Source organism: Kineococcus deserti, from assembly GCF_050871945.1.
In the GTDB taxonomy this organism is placed as follows: Bacteria; Actinomycetota; Actinomycetes; order Actinomycetales; family Kineococcaceae; genus Kineococcus.
In genome coordinates this window covers 242,347-263,966 of the sequence record NZ_JBJLSI010000001.1, presented here as the reverse complement: position 1 = coordinate 263,966, position 21,620 = coordinate 242,347, and the positions used below count along the sequence as shown (strand labels likewise).

Sequence of the window (21,620 nt, the reverse complement as noted above, 5' to 3'; positions counted from 1 at the left end):
CCGGATCCCGGCGAGCCAGAGACAAGAGGTGTCCACATGGTCGATCGACAGCGAGTCGTCATCGTCGGAGGTGGCTTCACCGGCCTGTACGCCGGCAAGAAGCTCGAGAAGCTCCTCCCGGCCTCCACGGCGGAGCTGGTGATCGTCAGCCCGACTGACCACCTCACCTACAGCCCCCTGCTGCCGGACGTCACGGCGTCCGTCATCGAGCCGCGCCACGTCGCCGTGTCGCTGCGCCAGGCCCTGCCCCGGCACAAGCTCATCGTCGGCCACACCACGTCGGTCGACCCCGAGGCCAAGACCATCACGATCTCCCGCAGCGAGCGCGGCGTCGTCGCCGAGGGCACCCAGGTCCTCTCCTACGACAAGCTGCTGCTGTCCCCGGGCGCGGTCACCCGCCGCTTCCCGATCCCCGGTGTGTCCGAGAGCGCCCGCGGCGTGAAGACCATCACCGAGGCCGCGTTCGTGCGCGACCACCTGCTCTCCCAGCTCGACGCGGCCGACGCGCTGCCGGACGACCCGCGCTTCGACGCCGAGCGCGCCGAGCGCATGACCGTCGTCGCCGTCGGCGCCGGCTACACCGGCACCGAGATCGTCGCGCAGACCCACCGCTGGCTGTCCCGCGTCGCCGACCGCTGGTCGAACATCGACGTCCGCGACGTCAAGTGGCTGCTCATCGACGTGGCCCCGGCCGTCCTGCCCGAACTCGGCCCGCGCCTGGGCCAGTACGCCCTGTCCGCGCTCAAGGGTCGCGGCATCGACGTGCGCCTCGGGGTCTCCGTGGCCAGCGTCGAGGGCAACGTCGTCAACCTGACCGACGGCACCCCGGTGCCCTCGCGCACCCTCATCTGGGGCGCGGGCATCATGGCGAACCCGCTCATGGGGACGCTGGGCCTGCCGCTGGACCGCGGCCGCCTCGTCGTCGACGCCAAGATGAAGGTCGCCGGCGCCGAGGACGTCTGGGCCGCCGGCGACGCCGCTGCCGTGCCGGACCTGGCCAAGCCCAAGCCGGCCGACGGCCCGCAGCCGATCACCCCGCCCACCGCGCAGCACGCGCAGCGCCAGGGCACCGCGGTCGGCAAGAACATCGCCGCCAGCTTCGGCATCGGCCAGGCCGCCGACTACGTCCACAAGGACCTCGGTCTGGTGGCCGACCTCGGTGGCGGCACCGCCGTCGCCAAGCCGCTGGGCATCGAGATGACCGGTCTGCCGGCCAAGATCGTCGCCCGCGGTTACCACCTGTACGCCCTGCCGGCGATGAGCAACCGCATCCGCGTCCTCACCGACTGGGCGCTGCACGCGATCCTGCCGCCGCAGGCCGTCGCGCTGAACCAGACCCGTCCGGAGGACGCGCTGATCACCCCGGCGCAGAACACGGACATCTACCCGAAGGCCGAGGAGAAGCCGAAGGTCGGCTGAACCCCGCGGTGATCTCGGAGGAGGCGGTGGCGCACGTCGCCGCCTCCCTGGGCATCAGCACGAACCGGGCCCGCCGGCTGGCGCACACCGCGCTGCCGGCGGGTTTCGTGCGTTCGGTGACGCAGGCGCCGCGCGTCCTGCTGGTCGAGGGCGCCACCGACGCCGCCGTGTTCGGCGCGCTCGTGGAGGTGCCGGTCCTGGCGGTGGGCGGCAAGCACGTCCTGCCCCTCGCCGTGGCCGTCGCCCGCGCCCACGGCGCCGAGGTCGAGGTCGTGCTCGACGGCGATGACGGCCTGCACCGGGCCCACCACGGCAGCCGCCGTGTCCTGGCCGAGCTGGCCGGGGTTCCCGTCCACGTCCTGCCCGGCGACCTCGAGTCGGTCCTGGCGCAGTGGCCGTCGTTCACGGAAGCACTGCACCGCAACGGGTCCACCCTCGAGGTCAAGAACCCCGCGGCCTACGCCACCGCCGCGCGAGGGGCCAGCACCGCCGACCTTCCCCAGCTCGCACTGTGCATGATCACGGTGATCAGGCGCGGAGGCGGTCGGCCAGCCCCGTCGCCCGGGCCAGCGGGCGCCTGACGGCGGCCGCCACGGCCTCGGCCGAGCCCACCACGCGCACCCGCACCTTGGCCCGGGTCAGCGCCGTGTAGAACATCTCCCGCGTCGCCAGCGGCGAGCGTTCCGGGGCGGCCAGCACCGTCACGGTGTCGAACTGCGACCCCTGGCTGCGGTGCACCGTCATGGCGTGCACGGGCTCGAAGGCCGCCAGCCGGGCCAGCGGGACGAACAGCGGTCCCTCCCCCCGCGCGATCGCCGCCACCAGCACCCCGTCGCGTTCCAGCACGACCCCCGTGTCCCCGTTGAACACGCCGATGCCGGGGTCGTTGGCCGTGACGATGACCGGCAGCCCCACGTACCGGCCGTCGGCGCGCGGCACGACACCGAGCTCCTCACCGGCCCACCGCTGGGCCAGGGCACTCCAGTGCGCCACCCCCCGCGTCCCGCGCCGGTGCGCGCACAGCATCCGGTGGGTGTCGAGCGCGGCGAGGGCCGCCTCGGCGTCCCCGGCGCGGGCGGCCTCGACCACCGCCCGCGAGCGCACCAGCACGTCGGCGCGGACGACCTCGAGCGCGGTCCCGGACACCAGTTCCTCGTCGGGCACCTCCAGGAACTCCACGTCCGGTCCACCGGCCCGCAGCAGGTCCACCACCTCGTCGGCCTGCGCCGCCCGCACGGCCTGCGCGATGGCCGCGATCCCCCCGCCGGCGGCGAACCGGTGGGTGCGCGTGAGCTCGGAGACACCGTGCGGCGCCGCGTCCGCGGGGGCGACGAGGTCGGCCAGCACGGCCCCGACCTCGACGGAGGCCAGCTGCTGCGGGTCGCCGACCAGAATCAGCCGGGCTCCCGGCCGCAGGGCGGCCAGCAGCCGTGCCATCACCCCCAGGCCGACCATGGAGGCCTCGTCGACGATGACGACGTCGTGCGGCAGCCGGTGCTCGGCGTCGAACCGGGCGCGCACCGACCCCGGCCGGATCCCGAGCAGCCGGTGCAGCGTCGAGGCGCTCGCCGTGGCCAGGAAACGCCGTTCGGCGTCGGTGAACACGTCGGTGCCCGCCGCCGACACCACGGCCTCGGTCAACCGGGCCGCCGCCTTGCCCGTCGGGGCGGCCAGCGCCACCCGCGGTGTCCCCTCGGACAAGGCGTGCACGGCGGCCAGCAGCCGGGCGACGGTCGTGGTCTTGCCCGTTCCCGGGCCGCCGGCCAGCACGGACACCCCGTGCGAGAGGCACACCGCGGCCGCGGTGCGCTGGTCGTCGGCCGGGGCGCCGGGCCACAACCGGTCCAGCACCGCCCCGACCGCGACCGGGTCGAAGGTGGCGACGGACCCGCTGCGCTCGCGCAGGTCGCGCGCGACGGCGAGCTCCTGCCGCCAGTACCGGTCCAGCCACACCCCGTCGCCGACGAGGTGCACCGGGGCCGAGACCCCCTCGTCGAACGACCCCGGCTCGTGTTCGACGGTCAACGGGCTGCGCCGCAACGCCTCCAGCCACTCGGTGGGGTCGGGCCACTGCACGGGCACGGCCTCCACCGCGCCGGAGTCCTCGACGTCCTCGGGCACCACCGTCTGCTCGACCCGGGACAGCTGCAGCACCACCGACCCGTGCCGCACGGCGCGCACGGCGAGCGCGACGGCGAGCAGGACCCGCTCGTCCCGTTCGCCCGTGACGGCCCCCAGCCGGCGGGCCACGTGCACGTCGGCCGCGTGCAGCAGCCCGAGCTCGTTGAACTCGCGCAGCACGCCGGTGGCCGTGCGGGCCAGCGAGGCCGACCGGTCGGCCCCCACCTCGACGGTCACCCGTGCCTCCCGGCGAGCAGATCGGACAGCGCCACGACGAGTCCGGCAGGCGGTCTCCACGACCACACCCCCGGCGGGACGCCGTCCGCACCCGCGGGGACGTCCGGCCCGCACATGCCGCGCAGGAACAGGTACAGCACCCCACCCAGGTGCACGGCCGGGTCGTACCCGGGCTGGCGCCAGCGCAGGAACCGGTGCAGCGCGACGCAGTACAGCAGCGCCTGCAACGGGTAGTGCGCGGCCAGCACGGCGTCGTCGAGCGCCTCGCGGCGGTAGTGCCACGCGGTCAGCGCCTCCCCCGGACCGGCCAGCCGGTTCGTCTTGTAGTCCACGACGAGGAAGCGCGAACCGTGGCGCAGCACCGCGTCGATGGACCCGGTGAGGTAACCGCGCAGTTCCTCCGCGGCCAGCACCGGGTCCTCCAGCAGGTCGGCGTAGCGGTGCACCGGGTCGCCCTGCGGCAGGTGCCTGCGCAGCAGGTGCGCCACGTCCTCCAGCCGCGAGCCGCCGGCCCGCCCCGACGTCCCGGCCTCGTCGCCACCGGCCAGCGGCAGCTCGAAGTCGAGCTCGGCCAGCCGGTCGGCCACGGCGAAGTCCTGCAGCGCCCGCCCCCCGGCCAGCGGCCCCAGCCCCGTGCGCAGGACGGGGTCCAGCCCCGCCGCCAGCGGCTCGGCCAGCTGCGGCGCGAACTGCTCGCGCGCCAGCGCCGCCAGGTGCGCGGGCCGGTCGGGCGCGGCGGGGTCGAAGTCCTCCAGCACCGCGTGCACGAGCGTTCCGAACCCCGTTCCGGCGGGCAGGTCCGCCAGCGGGGAACCCACCGCGCGCCAGCCGAAGGGGTCGCCGTCCTCGGGCCGCTCGGCCGACTCCACGTCCAGCTCGTCGGTGGTGGCCTCCACCTCGGGTTCGGACAGCACCGCCCGCCCCGGGCCGTGCGCCTCGTGCACCCCGCGGGTCAGGCCCGAGTAGGACGTGCGCCGCCAGCCCAGGTCGACCGTCGCGGTGAACCTCGCGTGGTCCAGCGCCGCGACCGTCGACGTCCCGCCGGTCCACCGGACGAGCGGGGCGAGCACCGGCACCTCCTCGACGCACACCGCCGAGGCGCCGGTCGAGGTGGCCCCGAACAGCGCGTCCAGCCGCGCCCGCAGCGCCTCGTCGGTCGGCAGCGGCAGCTTCTCCGGCAGCGCTCGCGGGTCGTCGGCCATCAACAACCGGTGCAGCGCACCGCGTTGGGTGTTCGTGCTCGGCGCCCACCACACCAGCAACCGGGACACCGCACGCGTCAGCGCCACGTACAGCAGCCGCAACTCCTCCCCGAGGTCCTCGGTGTCGGCGGCCCGGCAGAACGCGTCGTACGCCGGCGCCGACGGGCCGCCCACGTGCAGGGCCCGCGACGTCCGGCCCTGCTCGTCGGGGGCGTGCGCGACCGGCAGCCGGTCCTTGGCCCCACCGCCGGTGCAGTCCCAGCCGAACGGCACGCAGACGACCTCGAACTCCAACCCCTTGCTGGTGTGCACCGTGGCGATCTGCACGGCCGCACGGTCGGTGTCCAGCCGCCGGGACCGCTCCTGGTCGACGTCGCCGGCGGCCTCCTCGATCCGTGCGCGCAACCAGGACAGCAGGCTGGACACCCCGCCGCCGGGGTCGCGGGCGGACTCGGCGTGCAGCACCTCGGCGATGTGCCGCAGGTCGGTCAGCCGGCGCTCGCCGCCCTCGACCGCGAGCAGGCGCCGGGCCAGCTGGTGGGCCTCGCTGAGGGTGGCGAACATGCCCGAGACGCCGCGCTCGGCCAGCACGGTGCCCCACTCGCGCAGCTGCACCGACAGCTCGTCGGTGGCGCGGTCGCCCTCGGCGTCCAGGGCGGCCGCCGTCTTGCCCACGAAGCTCGACATCGCCGTCCGCCGCACCCGCGGCGCACGGTGCGGCTGCTCGACGGCCTCCAGCAGCCAGATCCACTCCCGGGCCGCCGGCGTGGCGAACACGCTGGGCCCTCGCGACAGGACGCACGGCACGTTGCGCCGGCGCAGCTCCTCCTGGACCAGCTGGGCCTGCGCCCCCGTGCGGACCAGGACGGCGACGTCCGCGGCGGCCAGGTCGCGTTCGGGACCCCCGCGGTGGGGACGGACCCGCAGCCCCTGGCCGAGGACCGCGACCACCTGCGCGGCGACGTCGCGGGCGACGGCGGCCCGCACGTCGGCGACGGCGGGAACGCCGGTGCGGGCGGTGACGGGCAGCCCGTCGCGACGCAGCACCCGCAACCGCACGGGGGTGGGGTCCTCCTCGCCGGCCGGGCCGACGAGCGCGGGACGCGGGTGGCTCGCGGCGACGGGGTGCACGACGATCTGCGGATCCCCCAGCGCCGCGCCGCGCAGCAGCTGCGCCGTCCCGGCCAGCACGGCCGGGTCGCTGCGGAAGTTCGTCCCCAGCGTCGCGGTGGAGTCGGCCACGCCGACGGCCTCGAGGTAGGAGTTCACGTCGGCACCGCGGAAGGCGTAGATCGCCTGCTTCGGGTCGCCGATGAGGACCAGCGGGCACCGGCCGTGGAAGGCGGTGCGCAGGATGTCCCACTGCACCGCGTCGGTGTCCTGGAACTCGTCGACGAGCACGACGGAGTACCTGCGCCGCAACCGCCGGCAGGCCGTCGGGCCGGCGACCTCGTCGGCCAGCGCGTCCCTCAGCCGGATGAGCAGGTCGTCGAAACCCGTGAGGCGCCGCGCCCGCTTGCGCGCGGCGACCTCGCGCCGGACGCCCTCGGCGAAGCGGACGCGCAGGTTCTCGGGGGTGTTCGGGGCGGTCCCCTGCGGTTCGAGGCGCGCGTCGGCGCGGCCGACGGCCTCGCGGGCGATCCGCAGCGCCACCGCCCGGGGGAAGGGCGGCGCGCCGGCGCCGGGGCGGACCGCGAACCGGACGTAGAGGTCGTCGCAGACCTCCTCGACCAGGTCGTCGACGTCCTCGACGAGGGTGGCCGTCGGGTCCACGTCGGCGGCCGTGCCCAGGCTGGTGAGCACCTGCCGGCAGAACTCGTGGATGGTCGCGACCGTGGCCGCGTCGAAACCGGCCAGGGCCGCGGCCAGCCGGGCCCGGCGGGCCTCGGCGTCGGTGGCCGCGAGGTGTCGCACGACCGGGTCCGGGGACGTCAGCGCCGCCTGCGGGTCGGCGAGCGCGTCGCGGGTGCTGACCAGTCGTTCACGCACCCGGTTGCGCAGTTCCGCGGTGGCGGCGCGCCCGAACGTCACGACGAGCAGTTCGTCGACCCGGGCCACGCCCTCGGCGACGTACCGGGTCACCAGCCCGGCGATGGTGTACGTCTTGCCCGTCCCCGCGCTGGCCTCCAGCACCGTCGTGCCGGACGGCAGCGGCCCGGTCAGCTCGAAACCCGGCACGCTCACCGTTCGTCCATCCGGTAGACCTCCAGCAACGGTTCCCAGACCCGTTGCACCGCAGCGTCGAACGTCTGCGGCGCGGCGGGCGGCCAGCCGTCGGGCGGGGGCCAGTCCAGCAGCGTGTCGATCCCGGCCGACGCGCCCCAGACGGTGACGTTCTCCTCGTCGGCGTCCTCCTTGGGGAAGGAGTAGTCCGAGACCCACGACTGCACCGCCGCGCGGCGGCAGGCCGGGGCGGGCCGTCCGCTCCACACCGCCTGGGCGTAGGCCATCGCGGTGTCGACGGGCAGCGGCAGCGGGGAGCGCAGCCCGAAGGCGCGCAGCTCGAGCAGGTCGACCAGGTGCCCGCGGGCTCGTGCCGCGTCCACCGGTCCCAGCGTCAGCAGGCCGACGGTCCCCTGCGCACCGCGGCCGACGACGACCGTCCGGTACTGCGTGCCCGGGTGCGCGGCCGACAGGGCCAGCAGCTCGATCCAGGCCCGCAGCGTCTGCTTGCCCTTGAGGCGCGAGTAGATCGTCGTGACGGCCACCTCGCCGGTGGCGCGGCCGCCGGGCCGCACGGGCCGCACCCCGCGGACGTTGCCCGTCAGCCGCAGCGGCCCGACACCGGGCACGTCCAGGTCCAGCTCCACGTCGACGCTCCTGGCCGGGGCGGTGTCGAACTCCTCGGCGACCGCGGCGATCCGGTCGACCACCGGCCCGACCTCGCGCAGCACCGCGCCTCCCAGCGGCCCGGGCGGCAGTCCCCCGCGGGCGGTCTCCAGCCGGATGATGTCCGCCGGGTCGGTCCCGCGCAGCCGCGCCGACAGCGCCCGGTCCCCCACCGCCCACTTCTGCAGCGCGTCGAGCTCGACGGGGAGGGCGTCGGCCGGTTCCTCCTCGCGGGTGGCGGTGGCGACGTCGAGGCGCTGGCGCAGGAACCCCTTGGCGGGGTGCTGGAAGAACTGCACGAGCTGGTCCAGGTCCAGGTCCGCCGCGGGCGCGGGCGGCAGGCCGGCGGACAGGAACGGCGCCGGCGCGACGGGTTCGACGGCCCCCGTGGCCGCGCCGGCGAAGGCGGAGGTGTCGTAGCTGAAGGGCCCGCGCGTCCCCAGCGCCCCCGGGGTGAAGTTGCGCGGATCGGTGGGCTGCAGCGGGTGCTGGACCAGGATCCGCTCCCGCACACCGGGGTGGGCCGCCTCCAGGCTGTCCAGCAACTCCCCCACGGGGACCGCGGGCGGCAGTTCGGCCCCCGTCCGCACGTCCCGCCCCGAGTACGTCACGACGAAGGTGTCGCGCGCGGAGCAGAGGGCGTCCAGCAGCACCTGCCGGTCCTCGCTGCGCGGGTCGCGGTCGCCCACGTGCGGGTCGCGGGACAGCACGTCGTCGGCGTCGGGGTTGGTGACCCGGGGGAAGGCGCCGTCGTCCATGCCGAGCAGGCACACGACCCGGTGCGGCACCGAGCGCATCGGGGTCGTGGTGCACACGGTCAGCGCACCGGTGCGGAAGTTCGCGCGCTGCGGGCGGCCGGCGAACCGTTCGGCGAGCAGCGCCGCGACGTCGGCCAGCCCCACCCCGGCCACACCGGCGCGGGCGGCGTCGGTGGCCACGGCGCCCAGTTCGCGGCGCAGCTGGGTGGCCTGCCAGGTGGTGTCCGGGGTGACGTCGGCGAGGTCGAGGACGCTGTCCAGCAGCGCCTCGCACCAGGCCGAGACGCTGCGCCGCCCCGACAGCCGGGCGACGGCGGCGTCGAGGCGGTCCACGAGCTCGGCGAACCGGCCCGCCAGGTCCACCCGCGAGGACTCCACGTCCGCGAGGGGAACCACCTGACCGGACAGCTCGGACTCCAGCGGCCCGACGAGGTCCTCCTCCTGGGCGCCGCCGACGGCGACGCCCACGAGCAGCCGGTCCAGCCCGGCGCGCCAGGACCCCTGCTCGACGGTGTCCAGCGCCCACGCGGCACGGTGGGCACCGGACAGTCCCCAGTGCACCCCGGCGTCGACGGTCCACTCGCGGATCTGCTCGAGGTCCTCGTCGTCGAGGTCGAACCGGCGGCGGACCGCGGCCGCGCCGGCCAGGTCGAGCACCTCGGTGGCGGTCAGCCGGCTCTGCGCCAGCACCAGCAGCCGCGCGGCCAGCCCGAGCAGCGGGTTCGTCTGCAGCGCCGAGCGGTCGGCGACCGAGACCCGCAGCCGACCGCCGGGGTGGGAGTCGGTGGAGAAGACCGCCTGGACCAGCGGCGCGTAGGTCTCCACGTCCGGGCACATCACCAGGACGTCGCGCGGCTGCAGGGTCGGGTCGGCGTCGAGCAGGTTCAGGACGACCTCACGCAGCACCTCCACCTGCCGCGCGCGGCCGTGGCAGGCGTGCACCTGCACCGAGGTGTCCCCCGGATCGGCTCCCGGCGCGGGAGGTTCGTCGGCCGCGAGCGCCGACTGCAGCCGCCCCAGCAGCGTCGGGCGCGGCGCGGGGGCGGGGTGGTGGACGTCGGTGGAGCCCGGGGCGGCCCGGGTCAGCCGGGCCTGCAGTTCGCGCACGTCGCGGGACAGCGACAGCAGCAGCGGGTGCCGCACGTCCGCCTCGGCGGCGCGTTCGTGCTCGGCGCGACGAGGCGACCACGTGCTCGTCGCCGCGGCGGCGCGGTCCCACAGCGTGGGGCTGGGGTGCTGGACGAACAGGTGCACCTCGCGGTGCTCGGCCAGGGCCGCCAGGACCTGCAGCCGGGCGGTGGCCAGCCGGGTCACGACGAAGACGCCGAACCGCTGCCCCAGCGGTGTCAGCGAGGGGTCGGACCGCAGGGCGGCGCAGACGTCGGGCAGGAGTTCGGCCGGGGCGGGCAGGCCGATGTGCTCGCGCACGGCGCGGAACACCTCCGGCTGCCAGCGCAGGTCGTCGGGGACGTCGGAACCGCCTGCGGCCCAATCGAGGAGCAGCTCGGGGCGGGCCGCGCCGTACCGGGCGAACAACCCGGCCAGCCGGGACGCGGCGGCCGTCCGCCGCACGCGTGGGACGTCCTGGCCCTCCTCGGTGCGCAGGTGGTGGCGCAGGACGGCGAACTCGGGGCGGCGGTCGGGGGCGGGACCGGCGACGGGGGCGATCTGCTCGAACACCTCCAGCACGTTCCAGGTCAGCGCGTCGGCGGCCCAGCGCTCGACGGAGTCCGCGGCCTCGGACCGGGTCCTGGCCACCACGTCGGCCACGACGCCGTCGAGCAGGCGGGCCGGAGAGGAGAAGTCGACGCGGGCGCAGATGCCGTCCTGGCCCCCGGAGCCGGCTCCGAGGTGGTGCGAGAGCCGCTGCGCGATCCACCGCTCGGTGCCCCGCGCCCCCACCGCCAGCACGTCGGGGGCGAACGGGTCCGCGCCGGGCGCGGGCTCGCGCAGGACGTCGGCGAGGCCGGCGACGAGGGCCGTCGCGCTCTCGGAGCGGTGGACGTGGAGCACGTCCCCTTCCTACCCGACGCCTCGGACAGGCCCCCTGCCGTGGTCGGTTCCGGGTGAGGTGGTGGCGAGGTCCGGAGCCCGCCGAGGCTCAGTGCGTCGCCGCCAGGCCGGGTCGGGGGCCGCGGCCGCGCTCCGGCCGTGCGGGGACCGGCGCCGTCGCGGGCGGCCGCTCGACGGCGGGGGTGGGGGCCGTGCTGACGGTGATGTACTCGCGCAGCGCCTCCGCGTAGGCCTCGGCCGTTCCGCGACCGACCTGCAGGGTGTCGTTCACCGCGAGGGCGTCCAGCACCAGGGCCACCGGCGGTGACGGCACCGTCACCTGCAGCCGGCCGCCGGCCGCGGCCGCCCGCCGGCTCAGGTGCAGCACCGCGGACAGGGCGGCGCAGTCGAAGAAGGTCACCCGGTGGAGGTCGAGGACGAGGTAGCGGGCCGTGGCCAGGGCGTCCTCGCCGGCGTGACGCACGACGTGGGCGTTCCCGGCGTCGACGTCGCCGCTGATCGCGATGGCGGTGATCGGGCCGCCGCGCAGAACCTGGAGTGACAGTGACATGACCGTCTCCTGCGTCAGTGCCGTGAGCAGCCCTGGGTGGGACCGATCGGGATCTACGCGCTGAGTCTGCATCGTCACCGCTCGTGGGGGAAGCCCTGACCGGTGACCGTCGGCGACGTGGTGTGCTGACGGTGTGCTGACCGGTGTGCCGCTGTCCCTGCTCGACCGCTCGCGCACCCGCACCGGAGGCCCACCGGACCGGCGCGACGCCGACGCGCTGCGGGCCACGCTGCGCCGTGCCCGCCGCGCCGACGAGCTCGGGCTGCACCGCTTCTGGGTCGCCGAGCACCACGCGGTCCCGGGCGTCGTCGGCTCGGCGCCGACGGTCACCATGGCGGCCGTCGCCGGGGTGACGTCCCGGATCCGGGTCGGGACCGCGGGGGTGATGCTGCCCAACCACTCGCCGTTCGTGGTGGCCGAGCAGATCGCGACGCTGGCCGCGCTGCACCCGGGGCGCATCGACGTCGGGATCGGCCGCTCGCTGGGCTTCACCGCACCGGTCCGGCGGGCGCTGGGCACCACCGGCACCGACGGTTTCGCCGACCGGCTGGCCGAGCTCCTGGACTGGCTCCACGGCCGGGGCCCGGTGACGGTCCGGCCGCAGGTCCCCGCGCCGCCGGTGTGGTCGCTGGCGACGGGCAGCGGCCTGGAGGTCGCCGCGCGGCTCGGGCTGCCGGTCGTGGTCGGCGGTCCCCTGCTGCGCGATCCGACTGCGCTGCAGCGCTACCGCGAGCAGTTCCCGCAGGGCCGGATCACGCTGCTGCTCGACGTGCTGGTCGCCGACTCCGACACCCGGGCCCGTCGTGAACTGCTGCCGCAGGCGGTCGCGCTGGCCCGCTCGCGCAGCCGCGGCGACTTCGGCCCGCTGCCCAGCCCGCAGGAGGCGCAGGCGACGGTCCTGACCGCGCGCGAGCGCGCCGACGTCGACCGGGCGCTGGCCGACACGGTGTTCGGGGACGAGGCGACGGTGGCCCAGCGCCTGCGGGACCTCCTCGACCGCACGGGCGCGCAGGAACTGCTGGCGGCGACGACCCTGCACGACGAAGGCGCCGAGGCCGAGGCCGACGCCCGGCTCTCCGGGCTGCTCAGAACTGCCGGTTGAGCGAGCGGCGACGGACCCGCTGCTCGATCCGGTCGAACTCCCGGCGCAGCGGCTGGGAGCAGAACTCCCCCAGGGCGACCCCCGCGGCCAGGGCCAGGGCCGTGCCGAAGGCGGCGACCAGCTGCGCCAGCCCGGCCGACGTCCCGCCACCGACGATCGAGAAGATCGCGCGGTAGATCGCCAGGCCGGGCAGCAGCGGGACGATGCCGCAGATCGACACCACGAGCCCCGGCACGTTCCACCGCCAGGCCGTGCCCTCGGCCAGGAACCCCACCAGCAGCGCCGCCACCCCCGCGGAGGCCACGGGCCCCAGGCCCGCCGCCGTGCACACCCCGGAGGTGCCCACCGCCAGCAGCCCGGCCAGGCCGGACATGAGGACCGCCCGGGGACCGGCGTACCCCGAGACCGCCCAGGTCGCCGCGGCGATCCCGCCGGCCAGGGCCTGCACCACCAGCGGGTACCCCTGGCCCTGGGAGAAGCTGAGGCTGAGGGTGATCCCGGCCCGCTGCCCGAGGTCCAGGACCCCGGCGATGCCCAGGACCAGGCCCGTCGTCAGCAGCACGGTCTCGAACGCCCGCGCTCCGGCGGTGACGTAGAAACCCGAGATGGCGTCCTCGGCCGACCCGACCAGCGACAACCCCGCCAGCAGGACGACGATCCCCGAGCCGACCACCAGCGAGGGCGGCAGCCGCCCGACCCACTCGGGCAGGTGGGGCTGCCACACCAGCAGCAGGAGCGCGAAACCGGTCGCGACGCCGGCGCCGACGACCTGCTGGAAGAACGCCGGCAGCCCGCGGCGGTTGAGCCCGGCCAGCACCAGCTGCAGCACGCACGTCACGAGCCCGGCGCTGACGGCGACCGCCCAGCTGCCGCCCAGCAGCACCGCGACGGAGACCGCGAGACCCACCGTGGCGGCGCCGGAGATCCAGGGCCGGTAGGGGCGGCGCTGGGACAGCAGGCGCCGCAGGCGCGTGTTCACCTCCTCCGGGGGCAGCCCGTCCCCGGCGGCGTGAGCCAGTTCGAACAGGGCGGACAACCGCGAGTAGTCGCTGGCCCGGACCTTCACCACGCGCACCGAGGTCAGCGGCTGCCGGTCGGCTCCGGCGGTGGAGACGATGACGGCCGTGTAGTTGATGTCGACCTGGGTGTGCTGCAGGCCGGCGCCCGCGGCCGCCCGCAGGGTCAGCGCGGTGACGTCGGAAGCCGAGGCCCCCGCCGACAGCAGGGCCTCGGCCATCCGAGACATGGCGTCGAGGGCGTCGAGGGCCTCGGTCTGCGTCAGGCCACCCTCGACGAGCGGCTCGGGTGCGGGTGCTTCCCCGGCGATGACCTCTGCGATCCGGGTACGCCATCGACCGGGGTTCCGCAGCGCGAGCACGCGCCGACGCTACCTGCTCACGGTCGGTCAGCAGGACAGGGTCAGGTCCTCCAGGACGGCGGGGGTGGCGAGCCCGCAGCCCACCTGCGCCGTGCCGAGGTCGACGACCCGCCAGCCCCCCTCGACGTGCTGCAGGACCGCGGTCGCCGGGTCGAGGGCCGCCGGGTCGGTGGGTTCGAGGTCGGCGGCGGCCCAGCTGGTGTCGCTGTCGGCCACCCGCACGTCGGTGACCCGGTAGTCGGCCGGGGGGACGGCTGCGGTCTGCTCGCTCGTCGTGACGGCCTGCGTGATCGCCTCGGTGTCCTGCGGGCCGGTGGCGGCGCCGGCGGTCCCGGCGGCGACCCCCACCACGGCGAGCGGGACGGCGACGAGGGTCAGGGTGCGGATGGTGCGGCGGTGCATGTCACGACCTCTCTGGACAGCGGGTGCGTCAGTGGAGTGACGCACCCCGCCGCCAGGTGGTTGCACGGGATCACCAGGGGGACTCGTGAAGATCACTTGTCGTCGGGGTGCACGACCCCGGCCGCCCCACCCCCGCGGCGCTCGGGTTCGGCCACCGCCTGGATCCGCCCGTCGGGCAGGAACTCCAGCGCGGCCGCGGCACCGATCTCCCCCTCGGCCGGGGTGAGGACGTGCCCCATCGCGGCCAGCGCCTGCCCGCGCTCGGAGTCGACGTAGGCCTGCTCGGCCGAGGCGCCGGCGGCCCCGTTCTGCTCCGAGACCCGCGGCGCCGCGACGGCCTCCGGCAGCGGGACCCCGCGCTCGAGCCGGTCGACGAGGATCCCCAGCACCGTGCCGATGATCGTCGCCCCACCGGGGGAACCGGCGGCCAGGAGCGGCCGGCCGTCCTTCAGGACGATCGTCGGGGACATCGACGAGCGCGGGCGCTTGCCCGGGCCGGGCAGGTTCGGGTCGGGCTGCCCCTCGACGGCGGGTTCGGCGTTGAAGTCGGTCAGTTCGTTGTTCAGCAGGAAACCCCGGCCGGGGACGACGATCCCCGACCCCCCGGTCTGCTCGATCGTCAGGGTGTAGGACACGACGTTGCCGGCCGCGTCGGCCGTCACCAGGTGCGTCGTGGAGGGCCCTTCGACGGGCTCGGGGGTCTCGACGGGCGTGGTGCTGCACCCGGTCCCGGGCGCCACCGGCCGCGGCAGCACCTCGTCCTGGCTGACCAGGCAGGCCCGTTCGGCGGCGTACCACGGCGACAGCAGCCGGTGCCACGGGACGTCCTGGACGTCGGGGTCGCCGACGTACCGGTTGCGGTCGGCGAAGGCGAGCGCCGCGGCCTCCAGCTTGCGGTGCTCGGACTGCACCGGATCGGTCGTCTCGCCGAACTTCTCGTCGAGGGCGTCGAGGACGTTCAGCGCCTCCCCGACCGTGGTCCCGCCGCTGCTGGGCGGGGCCATGGAGTAGACGTCGACCTCGCCGGCGGCCGTGCTGTCGTGCACGACGTGGGTGGGCCGGCGTTCCAGGGCGCGGTAGTCCAGGAGGTCCTGCAGCGTCATGCCGCCGCGCAGCACGTCGCGGGTCACCCCGTCGGCGACGGGCGGGGCGGCGACGGTGTCGACGACGGCGCGGCCGAGTTCACCACCGTAGAACGCACCGGCGCCCTGCTCGGCCAGCACCTGGTAGGTGTGCGCGAGTTCGGGGTTGGTGAACACCGAACCCACCGCGGGTACCTGCCCGTCGGGCAGGAAGAGGTCTGCGGTGGAGGAGAAGTCGGCGAACCGTTCGGCGTTCTCGGCCGTCTGGTCGTGGAACTCCTGGTCGACGACGAAACCGCGTTCGGCCAGCGAGCGCGCACCGGACAACGCCTGCGCGAGCGTCATGGTGCCCGCCTCGGCCAGCGCCGCCTGCCAGGTCGCGGGAGTTCCGGGAACCCCGACGGACAGCGTGGAGTTCACGAGCTCGTCGAACGGGCGGGGTTCCCCGTCGGGGCCGAGGAAGGCGTCCCGGGTCATCGCCGCGGGGGCGGTCTCCCGGCCGTCGATCGTGCTCACCGTTCCGGTGCGGGCGTCGTAGCGGACGAAGAACCCACCGCCGCCGACACCGGCGGAGTACGGTTCGGTGACGCCCAGGGCGGCGGCCGTGGCCACGGCCGCGTCGACGGCGTTGCCGCCGCGGCGCAGGACGTCCAGGCCGACGGCGGTGGCGTCGGGGTCCACGCTGGACACGGCCCCACCGAAACCCGTCGCGACGGGTTCGCGGTCCGGTGGCGCCTCCGCGTGCGCGGGACTGACCAGCGCCGTCGACACGACGGCGGAGAAGACGACGGCGGCAGCGCTGCGACCTCGCATGCCGCGAACCCTCTCAGCAACGGCACAGTTCCGCTAGCCCCTGAGGAGGATCAGTCGGGGTGCACCACCAGGTCGGCGCGGTGCCGGCTCGCCGCGATGACGCGGGCGTTGTCCTCGTCGGTGCCCAGCGCCCACGCCCGCGCGGCGGCCGGGTCCTTGCCGAACGCCTCGTGCCGGGCGATGAGCCGGGCCTGCCGCACGTCGTCGGCCGGCTCGAGGTACCAGCACTCGTCGAGCAGTCCCTCCAGCGCCGCCCAGGGTCCCTCGCGCAGCAGCAGGTAGTTCCCCTCGGTGATCACGAGCGGGACCTCGCGCGGCACCGGCAGCGCCGAGCCGACCGGTTCCTCGATCTCACGGCGGAACTGCGGGGCGTGGACGACGGACTCCTCCCCCGACCGCAGCCGGCGCAGCAGCGACACGTACCCGCCGACGTCGAAGGTGTCCGGCGCTCCCTTGCGCTCGCGCCGGCCCAGCGCCTCCAGGACGACGTCGGCGTAGTGGTAGCCGTCCATGCCGACCACGACGGCCAGCTCGGGACCGAGGTCGGCGGCGAGCCGGGCGGCCAGCGTGGACTTGCCCGACCCCGGCGCCCCGACGAGCCCGAGGATCCGCCGCGGCCCGGTCGTCAGCGCCCGGGCCCGCTCCAGCAGCTGCTCGTAGGACACCTCAGAACACCGACCCGGGCTCGGCGGCCGGTCCGGCCCCGGTGGTCTCGGCCTGCTGCTCGTCGACGACGGCCCCCATCCAGCGCTCGCAGGTCCAGCCGTCCTCCGGGCTGCCGACGAGTTCGACGACACCGGTGTTCTGCAGGCCGGTGGCGATGACGAACTGCGCGGACAGGTTGCGCACCCGCGCCCCGGCCCAGGTGCGGATCGCGGCGCCGTGGCTGACCAGGGCGAGGGTGTCCACGCCGGCGGCGCGGGCGGCGGCGATCGCCTCCTGCACGGCCGCGTCGTAGCGGGCGAAGAAGGTGTGGCCGTCCTCGGCCCCCGGTTCGGCGACGTCGAGGTCCCCGTCCAGCCAGCGGGCGACGACGTCGAGGTAGCGGCGGACGGAGTCCTCGTCGCTGCGCATCTCCGCCGCACCGGCCTCGATCTCGCGCAGCCCGTCCAGGACGGGGACCTCCAGGCGCAGGTGCCGGGCCAGCGGCGCGGCCGTCTGCTGGGTGCGCACCAGGGTCGAGGCCACCAGGGCCCCGATCCCGTGCCCTCCCAGCGTCCGCACCAGCTCCTGGGCCTGTTCCCGGCCCAGCGGGCTCAGGTCGGCGCCGGGGACGGCGGTGTCGAGCAGGTGCTCGACGTTGGACCGGGTCTGACCGTGGCGGACGAGGAGGAGACGCACGCCGCCACGATCTCAGAGGCCCAGGGGGTCCCGCTCAGGAGACCCCGGTCAGAGGACCACGTCCAGGCGGCCCTGGGTGCTGCCGTTGACCAGCACCATGAGACGCAGCTGGACCTCGACGGGGACCGGCTCCTTGGCGGTGAAGGTCAGCCGGCCGACCATCCGGCGCACGTCCTCGGCCGTCAGGTCGCGCCCCTCGGACACCATGCCGCTGGCCCGTTCGCGGTTGATCTCCCGCGCCAGCGTGGCGATGGGGGCGGCGCCGACCTCGTGCGCGCCCTCCTCGTCCTCGCCGTAGAGGTGGCCGAGCAGTGCCCGGTCGGACTGGGTGAGTTCGTCCAGCGGATCCTCGTCGATCCAGTCCGCGGTGATGCGGCGGACGGGGGTCACCGCCGACGTGCCGTCGATGCCGTCGAGGCGGGACGCGCTGCGCACCGCCGGGGCCGAGGTCACCGTTCCGAGTCGCATCGTCGTCTCCCATCCATAGCTCAAAGTGTTTGCTGTGTGACTCCCAGTGTTAGTCAGGTCTGTCCATGATCTGAGGTCAAGTCACCCGGACGGCTCAACGGCCGTCCGGGTGACGCAACGTCCTCGCAGGTCAGAGGCCCACGAGGTCAAGAGGTCAGGGGGTCAGGAGACCGGGTCGAGCACGAAGACCGGGATCTGCCGGTCCGTCTTCGCCTGGTAGTCGGCGTAGTCGGGGTAGGCCGCGACGGCCCGCTCCCACCAGAGCGCCTTCTCCTCGCCGCTCACCTCGCGCGCGGTGTAGTCCTTCTTCACCGCCCCGTCCTGCAGCTCGACCAGGGGCTCGGCCTTGACGTTGTGGTACCAGACGGGGTGCTTGGGGGCTCCGCCCAGCGACGCGACGACGGCGTAGCGGCCCTCGTGCTCGACCTTCATGAGCGCCTGCTTGCGCAGCTTGCCCGACTTGGCGCCCTTGGTGGTCAGGACGATCACCGGCATCCCCCGCAGGTCACCGGCCTCCCGCCCGTCGCTCGCCTCGTACTTCTCGACCTGTTCGCGGACCCACGCCTCGGGGCTGGGCTCGTACTCTCCGGACAACGGCATGCCCCTGACGCTATGCGGTCCCCGGGAGCTCCGCCGCGCGGGTGATCCCGAGCCGGGTCACGGCCTCCTCGAAGACCCTGGCGAGGTCGAAGGAGAACTGCGGCGGCACCAGGGGCGAGGTGGTCCGCCCGGCCTGCAGGCACTCGTGGACGTGCTCGAGCATGAAGCGGTGGCCGTGGGCGACGGCGTGGTCGTGCACCTGCACGCGCTCGCCGCCGTCGGCGGCGGTCCGGTGCACCGTGAACCCCGGCGCCGACGGCAGCGAGGCCGCGACCTCGATCCAGCCCTCGCTGGCCTCGATCCAGGCCCGCGACGGGGTCCGGGACACCATCGTCGTCGACAGCGCCGCGACGGCACCGGAGGGGAAGCCCAGGGCCAGGGCGACCTGCCGGTCCACCCCCGAGGGGGTCAGCGAGCCCGCCACGGCGATGCTGTCCGGGCTGCCGAGCAGCGTCAGCGCCAGCCCCACCGGATAGGGCCCGAGGTCGAACAGCGAGCCGCCGCCGATGGCCGGGTCGTGGAAGCGGGCCAGCGATTCGGGAGCCGGGAAGCCGAAGTCGGCGTGCACGCCCTGCACCTGCCCGACGTCCCCGCGGGCGATGAGCTCGAGCAGCGCCACCGTGCCGGGCAGGAACCGCGTCCAGTAGGCCTCCATGCAGAAGACCGAACGCTGCGCGGCGAGGTCCAGCAGGTCCCTGGTCGCGGCCAGGGACACCGTCATCGGCTTCTCGACCAGCACGGCCTTGCCGGCCAGGAGCGCCGCGCGGGCCGGGGCGTGGTGCTGGGGGTGGGTGGTGGCGACGTAGACGGCGTCGACCGCGGGGTCGGCCAGCATCGCCTCGACGTCGTCGTAGGGCCGCACCTGGCCACCGTCCTGCTCGGCGGCGAAGCGCGCGGCCCGGTCCAGGTCGCGCGAGGCGACGGCCACCAGCCGTCCGCCGGGCGCCAGCTCCAGCGCCTGGGCGACGGTGTGCGCGATGCCCCCGGTCCCGACGAAACCCCAACCGACACCCACGCCAACCCCCACGCCAACCCCCACGAGACGACTAGCCGACCGACGGAACCTCACTCTTGCGCGGCAGCGACTGCGACGCACCAGGACGGCTGACCGTCACCGCCGCGACCCGCGCGGCCCACCGGGCGGCCTCGACCAGTCCGGCGCCGTCGAGCAGCGCGTCGGCCAGGGCGGCGACGAAGCTGTCGCCCGCGGCGGTGGCGTCGACCAGGTCGGCCCGCACGGCCGGGACCTCGGCCTGACCGCCGGGGGTCACGACGACCGAACCGCGCTCGCCGCGGGTGACGATCGTCGTTCCCTGGGGCCGCACCTTGCGGGCCTGCCCGGCGATCGCGTCGACGTCGGTCGCGACGGGTTCGCCGGCCAGCACGGCCAGCTCCCCGGCGTTGGGCACCAGCAGGTCGGCGCGGGTCAGCAGTTCGGGCGGCAGCGGCCGCGCCGGGGCGGGGTTCAGCACGAGCACGCCGGTGCACAGGCGGGCCGCGGCGAGCAGCGCCTCGTCGGGGACCTCGCACTGCAGCAGGACGACGCGGGCGGAGCTGACCGCCGCGGCCGCCGCCTCGACGCGGGCCGCGTCCATCCGGTCGTTGGCGCCGGGGCTGAGCACGATCGTCGACTCCCCGCCGTGCACGAGCACGACGGCGACGCCGGTGGGCACGCCCAGCGCGGCGACGTGCTCGACGTCGATCCCCTCGGCGGCCAGCACCGAGCGCAGCCCGCGGCCCTCGTCGTCGTCGCCGACCGCGCCCACCATCGCCACGCTGCGGCCGAGCCGGGCCGCGGCGACGGCCTGGTTGGCGCCCTTGCCGCCGAGCCCGCGCTCGGCGTCGGACCCGCGCACGGTCTGGCCCGCCGGCGGCAGGTCGTCCAGCCGGATCGCCAGGTCGGCGTTGACGCTGCCGACCACGGTGACGTCGTGCGACTTCTCCGCCTGCGGCTTGCCGTGGCTGTCGTACGTGATGCTCAAGAACTCTCCTTCATCGGCAGGACCCAGATCGCCGCGACCGCGGGATCCCCGAGGTCCACCTCGCGGCCCTCACCCAACCGCACCACGGTCGTTCCGGCGAACTCCCTGCGCTGCAGCACTTCCAACCTCAGGTCCAGCCCGATGCCGAGTTCGGCGAAGTAGCGCAGGACGTCGGGGTCGGCATCGGAGATGCGCGCCACCACGCCCACGCCGCCCTCGGGGACGTCGGAGAGGCTGTGCGCCCCCGGCTGCGGGACGGTGCCGTCGGCGCGCGGGATGGGGTCGCCGTGGGGGTCGCGTTCGGGATGGCCCAGGCGGGCGTCGAGGCGGTCGAGCATGCGCTCGGAGACCACGTGCTCGAGCACCTCGGCCTCCTCGTGCACCTCGTCCCAGGAGTAGCCGAGGTCGGCGACCAGGAAGGTCTCCAGCAGCCGGTGCCGGCGGACGACGGCCAGGGCGCGCACCCGGCCCTCCTCGGTCAGCTCGACCCCGCCGTAGCGCTCGTGGCGCAGCAGCCCGGCGTCGGTGAGCTTGCGGACGGCCTCGGAGGCGGTGGAGGCCGAGACCCCCATCCGCGAGGCGAGCAGCGAGAGGGTGATCTTCGCGTCGGACCACTCCCCCGCCGCGTAGACGGTCTTCAGGCAGTCCTCCGCTGCGGGCGTGACCGCTGAGGTCGTCGAGGCGCGGGGCACACCGCTCAGCTTGCCATCCGCCGCAGTCCTGGTAGGACTCACGAGATCTGCTGACTTCGAAGTTCGCTCGACCGAAATCGGGGTTACGCTCGACCGAAGAGACCGGTTCGGCTGCTGGCTCCGGCTGCTGGAGGTGTGCCGTGCGCAGGACGTGGGTGTCGATCGCCGACCTGGTGCTGAGCGTGCTGCTGCTCGTCGCGGCGGCGCTGGCGGTGGTCGAGTCCCGCTGGGCCGAGGCGGTCCTGGCGCTGGTGCTGTCCGGGGTGTGGGCGGCGACGGCGTGGTGGCGCGCCGGCCGCCGGGTGCGGGTGCCCGCGGTGGCTCCCGCGCCGGTGGAGCGGACCCGCCCCACCGGCTGAGGAACCTCAGTCGAAGATCTCCGCGGAGACCTCCGTGGGCGCGCCGTACTCCTTGTCGGCGATGCCGTTCACGGCCTCGAGCACGGCGCCCTCGGCTCCGTTGCCCTCGGCCGCCCGGACGAGGGCGTCCTTGCTCGTCGGGTACTCCACGCCGTGCAGTGCCTTCTGGACGTCGATCGGACTGACGTCGGCCACGGGTCCTCCTCGTGTCGGCGGAACGGTTCCGGAACCCCGGTACCCACCCCGCGGGGCTTCACACGTGCCCTCCCGCG

19 protein-coding genes are annotated in these 21,620 nt (G+C 75.2%); 4 read left to right on the top strand and 15 right to left on the bottom strand.

The window, feature by feature from the left end:
* The first annotated feature begins 36 nt into the window (after window positions 1–36).
* Window positions 37–1,419, top strand: a complete 1,383-nt coding sequence (locus ACRYR2_RS01375; protein ID WP_432561016.1) for an NAD(P)/FAD-dependent oxidoreductase — start codon at window positions 37–39, stop codon at window positions 1,417–1,419.
* Between the two features lie 8 nt (window positions 1,420–1,427).
* Window positions 1,428–2,000 carry a hypothetical protein gene (locus ACRYR2_RS01370; RefSeq protein ID WP_432561015.1) on the top strand — a complete coding sequence of 191 codons (573 nt, stop codon included), beginning with the start codon at window positions 1,428–1,430 and terminating at the stop codon, window positions 1,998–2,000.
* Here ACRYR2_RS01370 and recD read toward each other — a convergent pair.
* The 4 genes from recD to ACRYR2_RS01350 all read right to left on the bottom strand — a co-directional run bounded on the left by recD (window position 1,948) and on the right by ACRYR2_RS01350 (window position 11,129).
* On the bottom strand, window positions 1,948–3,777 hold the full coding sequence (gene recD / locus ACRYR2_RS01365) for an exodeoxyribonuclease V subunit alpha (RefSeq protein WP_432561014.1): 1,830 nt from the start codon (window positions 3,775–3,777) through the stop codon (window positions 1,948–1,950). The genes ACRYR2_RS01370 and recD overlap by 53 nt on opposite strands.
* Window positions 3,774–7,163 carry a UvrD-helicase domain-containing protein gene (locus ACRYR2_RS01360; protein ID WP_432561013.1) on the bottom strand — a complete coding sequence of 1,130 codons (3,390 nt, stop codon included), beginning with the start codon at window positions 7,161–7,163 and terminating at the stop codon, window positions 3,774–3,776. Before ACRYR2_RS01360 ends, recD begins: the two co-directional genes overlap by 4 nt.
* A complete protein-coding gene (gene recC / locus ACRYR2_RS01355) occupies window positions 7,160–10,579 on the bottom strand; it encodes an exodeoxyribonuclease V subunit gamma (RefSeq protein ID WP_432561012.1) in 3,420 nt (1,139 codons plus the stop codon). The genes ACRYR2_RS01360 and recC overlap by 4 nt, the downstream gene beginning before the upstream one ends.
* Before the next feature lie 88 nt (window positions 10,580–10,667).
* Window positions 10,668–11,129, bottom strand: a complete 462-nt coding sequence (locus tag ACRYR2_RS01350; RefSeq protein ID WP_432561011.1) for an STAS domain-containing protein — start codon at window positions 11,127–11,129, stop codon at window positions 10,668–10,670.
* A 133-nt stretch (window positions 11,130–11,262) separates the two neighbouring features.
* Here ACRYR2_RS01350 and ACRYR2_RS01345 point away from each other — a divergent pair, with 133 nt between their 5' ends.
* Entirely contained in the window at window positions 11,263–12,231 is a 969-nt protein-coding gene (locus ACRYR2_RS01345) for an MsnO8 family LLM class oxidoreductase (protein ID WP_432561010.1), read from the top strand.
* Here the strand turns inward: ACRYR2_RS01345 and ACRYR2_RS01340 are convergent.
* From ACRYR2_RS01340 to ACRYR2_RS01295, 10 genes are all read right to left on the bottom strand, one after another.
* Window positions 12,215–13,609, bottom strand: coding sequence for a threonine/serine exporter family protein (locus ACRYR2_RS01340; protein WP_432561009.1), 1,395 nt, complete (start codon window positions 13,607–13,609; stop codon window positions 12,215–12,217). The genes ACRYR2_RS01345 and ACRYR2_RS01340 overlap by 17 nt on opposite strands.
* Window positions 13,610–13,636: 27 nt before the next feature.
* The gene (locus ACRYR2_RS01335; protein WP_432561008.1) at window positions 13,637–14,011 is read right to left on the bottom strand and encodes a hypothetical protein; all 375 of its coding nucleotides are present in this window, start codon (window positions 14,009–14,011) and stop codon (window positions 13,637–13,639) included.
* Between the two features lie 92 nt (window positions 14,012–14,103).
* Complete coding sequence (gene ggt / locus ACRYR2_RS01330; protein ID WP_432561007.1) at window positions 14,104–15,906, bottom strand: gamma-glutamyltransferase; 1,803 nt, start codon at window positions 15,904–15,906, stop codon at window positions 14,104–14,106.
* A gap of 50 nt (window positions 15,907–15,956) precedes the next feature.
* A complete protein-coding gene (locus tag ACRYR2_RS01325) occupies window positions 15,957–16,571 on the bottom strand; it encodes a nucleoside/nucleotide kinase family protein (protein WP_432561006.1) in 615 nt (204 codons plus the stop codon).
* Between the two features lies 1 nt (window position 16,572).
* Window positions 16,573–17,247, bottom strand: a complete 675-nt coding sequence (locus ACRYR2_RS01320) for a histidine phosphatase family protein (protein ID WP_432561005.1) — start codon at window positions 17,245–17,247, stop codon at window positions 16,573–16,575.
* A 48-nt stretch (window positions 17,248–17,295) separates the two neighbouring features.
* Window positions 17,296–17,715, bottom strand: coding sequence for a hypothetical protein (locus ACRYR2_RS01315; protein WP_432561004.1), 420 nt, complete (start codon window positions 17,713–17,715; stop codon window positions 17,296–17,298).
* A 162-nt stretch (window positions 17,716–17,877) separates the two neighbouring features.
* Window positions 17,878–18,315, bottom strand: a complete 438-nt coding sequence (locus tag ACRYR2_RS01310; protein ID WP_432561003.1) for a nitroreductase family deazaflavin-dependent oxidoreductase — start codon at window positions 18,313–18,315, stop codon at window positions 17,878–17,880.
* 10 nt (window positions 18,316–18,325) lie between these two features.
* Window positions 18,326–19,330, bottom strand: coding sequence for a Gfo/Idh/MocA family protein (locus ACRYR2_RS01305; RefSeq protein WP_432561002.1), 1,005 nt, complete (start codon window positions 19,328–19,330; stop codon window positions 18,326–18,328).
* A gap of 31 nt (window positions 19,331–19,361) precedes the next feature.
* A complete protein-coding gene (locus ACRYR2_RS01300; RefSeq protein ID WP_432561001.1) occupies window positions 19,362–20,297 on the bottom strand; it encodes a ribokinase in 936 nt (311 codons plus the stop codon).
* Window positions 20,294–20,989, bottom strand: coding sequence for a metal-dependent transcriptional regulator (locus ACRYR2_RS01295; RefSeq protein WP_432561000.1), 696 nt, complete (start codon window positions 20,987–20,989; stop codon window positions 20,294–20,296). Before ACRYR2_RS01295 ends, ACRYR2_RS01300 begins: the two co-directional genes overlap by 4 nt.
* A gap of 140 nt (window positions 20,990–21,129) precedes the next feature.
* Between ACRYR2_RS01295 and ACRYR2_RS01290 the strand changes: the two genes are divergently transcribed.
* On the top strand, window positions 21,130–21,348 hold the full coding sequence (locus tag ACRYR2_RS01290; RefSeq protein ID WP_432560999.1) for a hypothetical protein: 219 nt from the start codon (window positions 21,130–21,132) through the stop codon (window positions 21,346–21,348).
* Between the two features lie 6 nt (window positions 21,349–21,354).
* Here the strand turns inward: ACRYR2_RS01290 and ACRYR2_RS01285 are convergent, their stop codons facing one another.
* A complete protein-coding gene (locus tag ACRYR2_RS01285) occupies window positions 21,355–21,543 on the bottom strand; it encodes a DUF2795 domain-containing protein (protein ID WP_432560998.1) in 189 nt (62 codons plus the stop codon).
* Window positions 21,544–21,620: the final 77 nt, after the last annotated feature.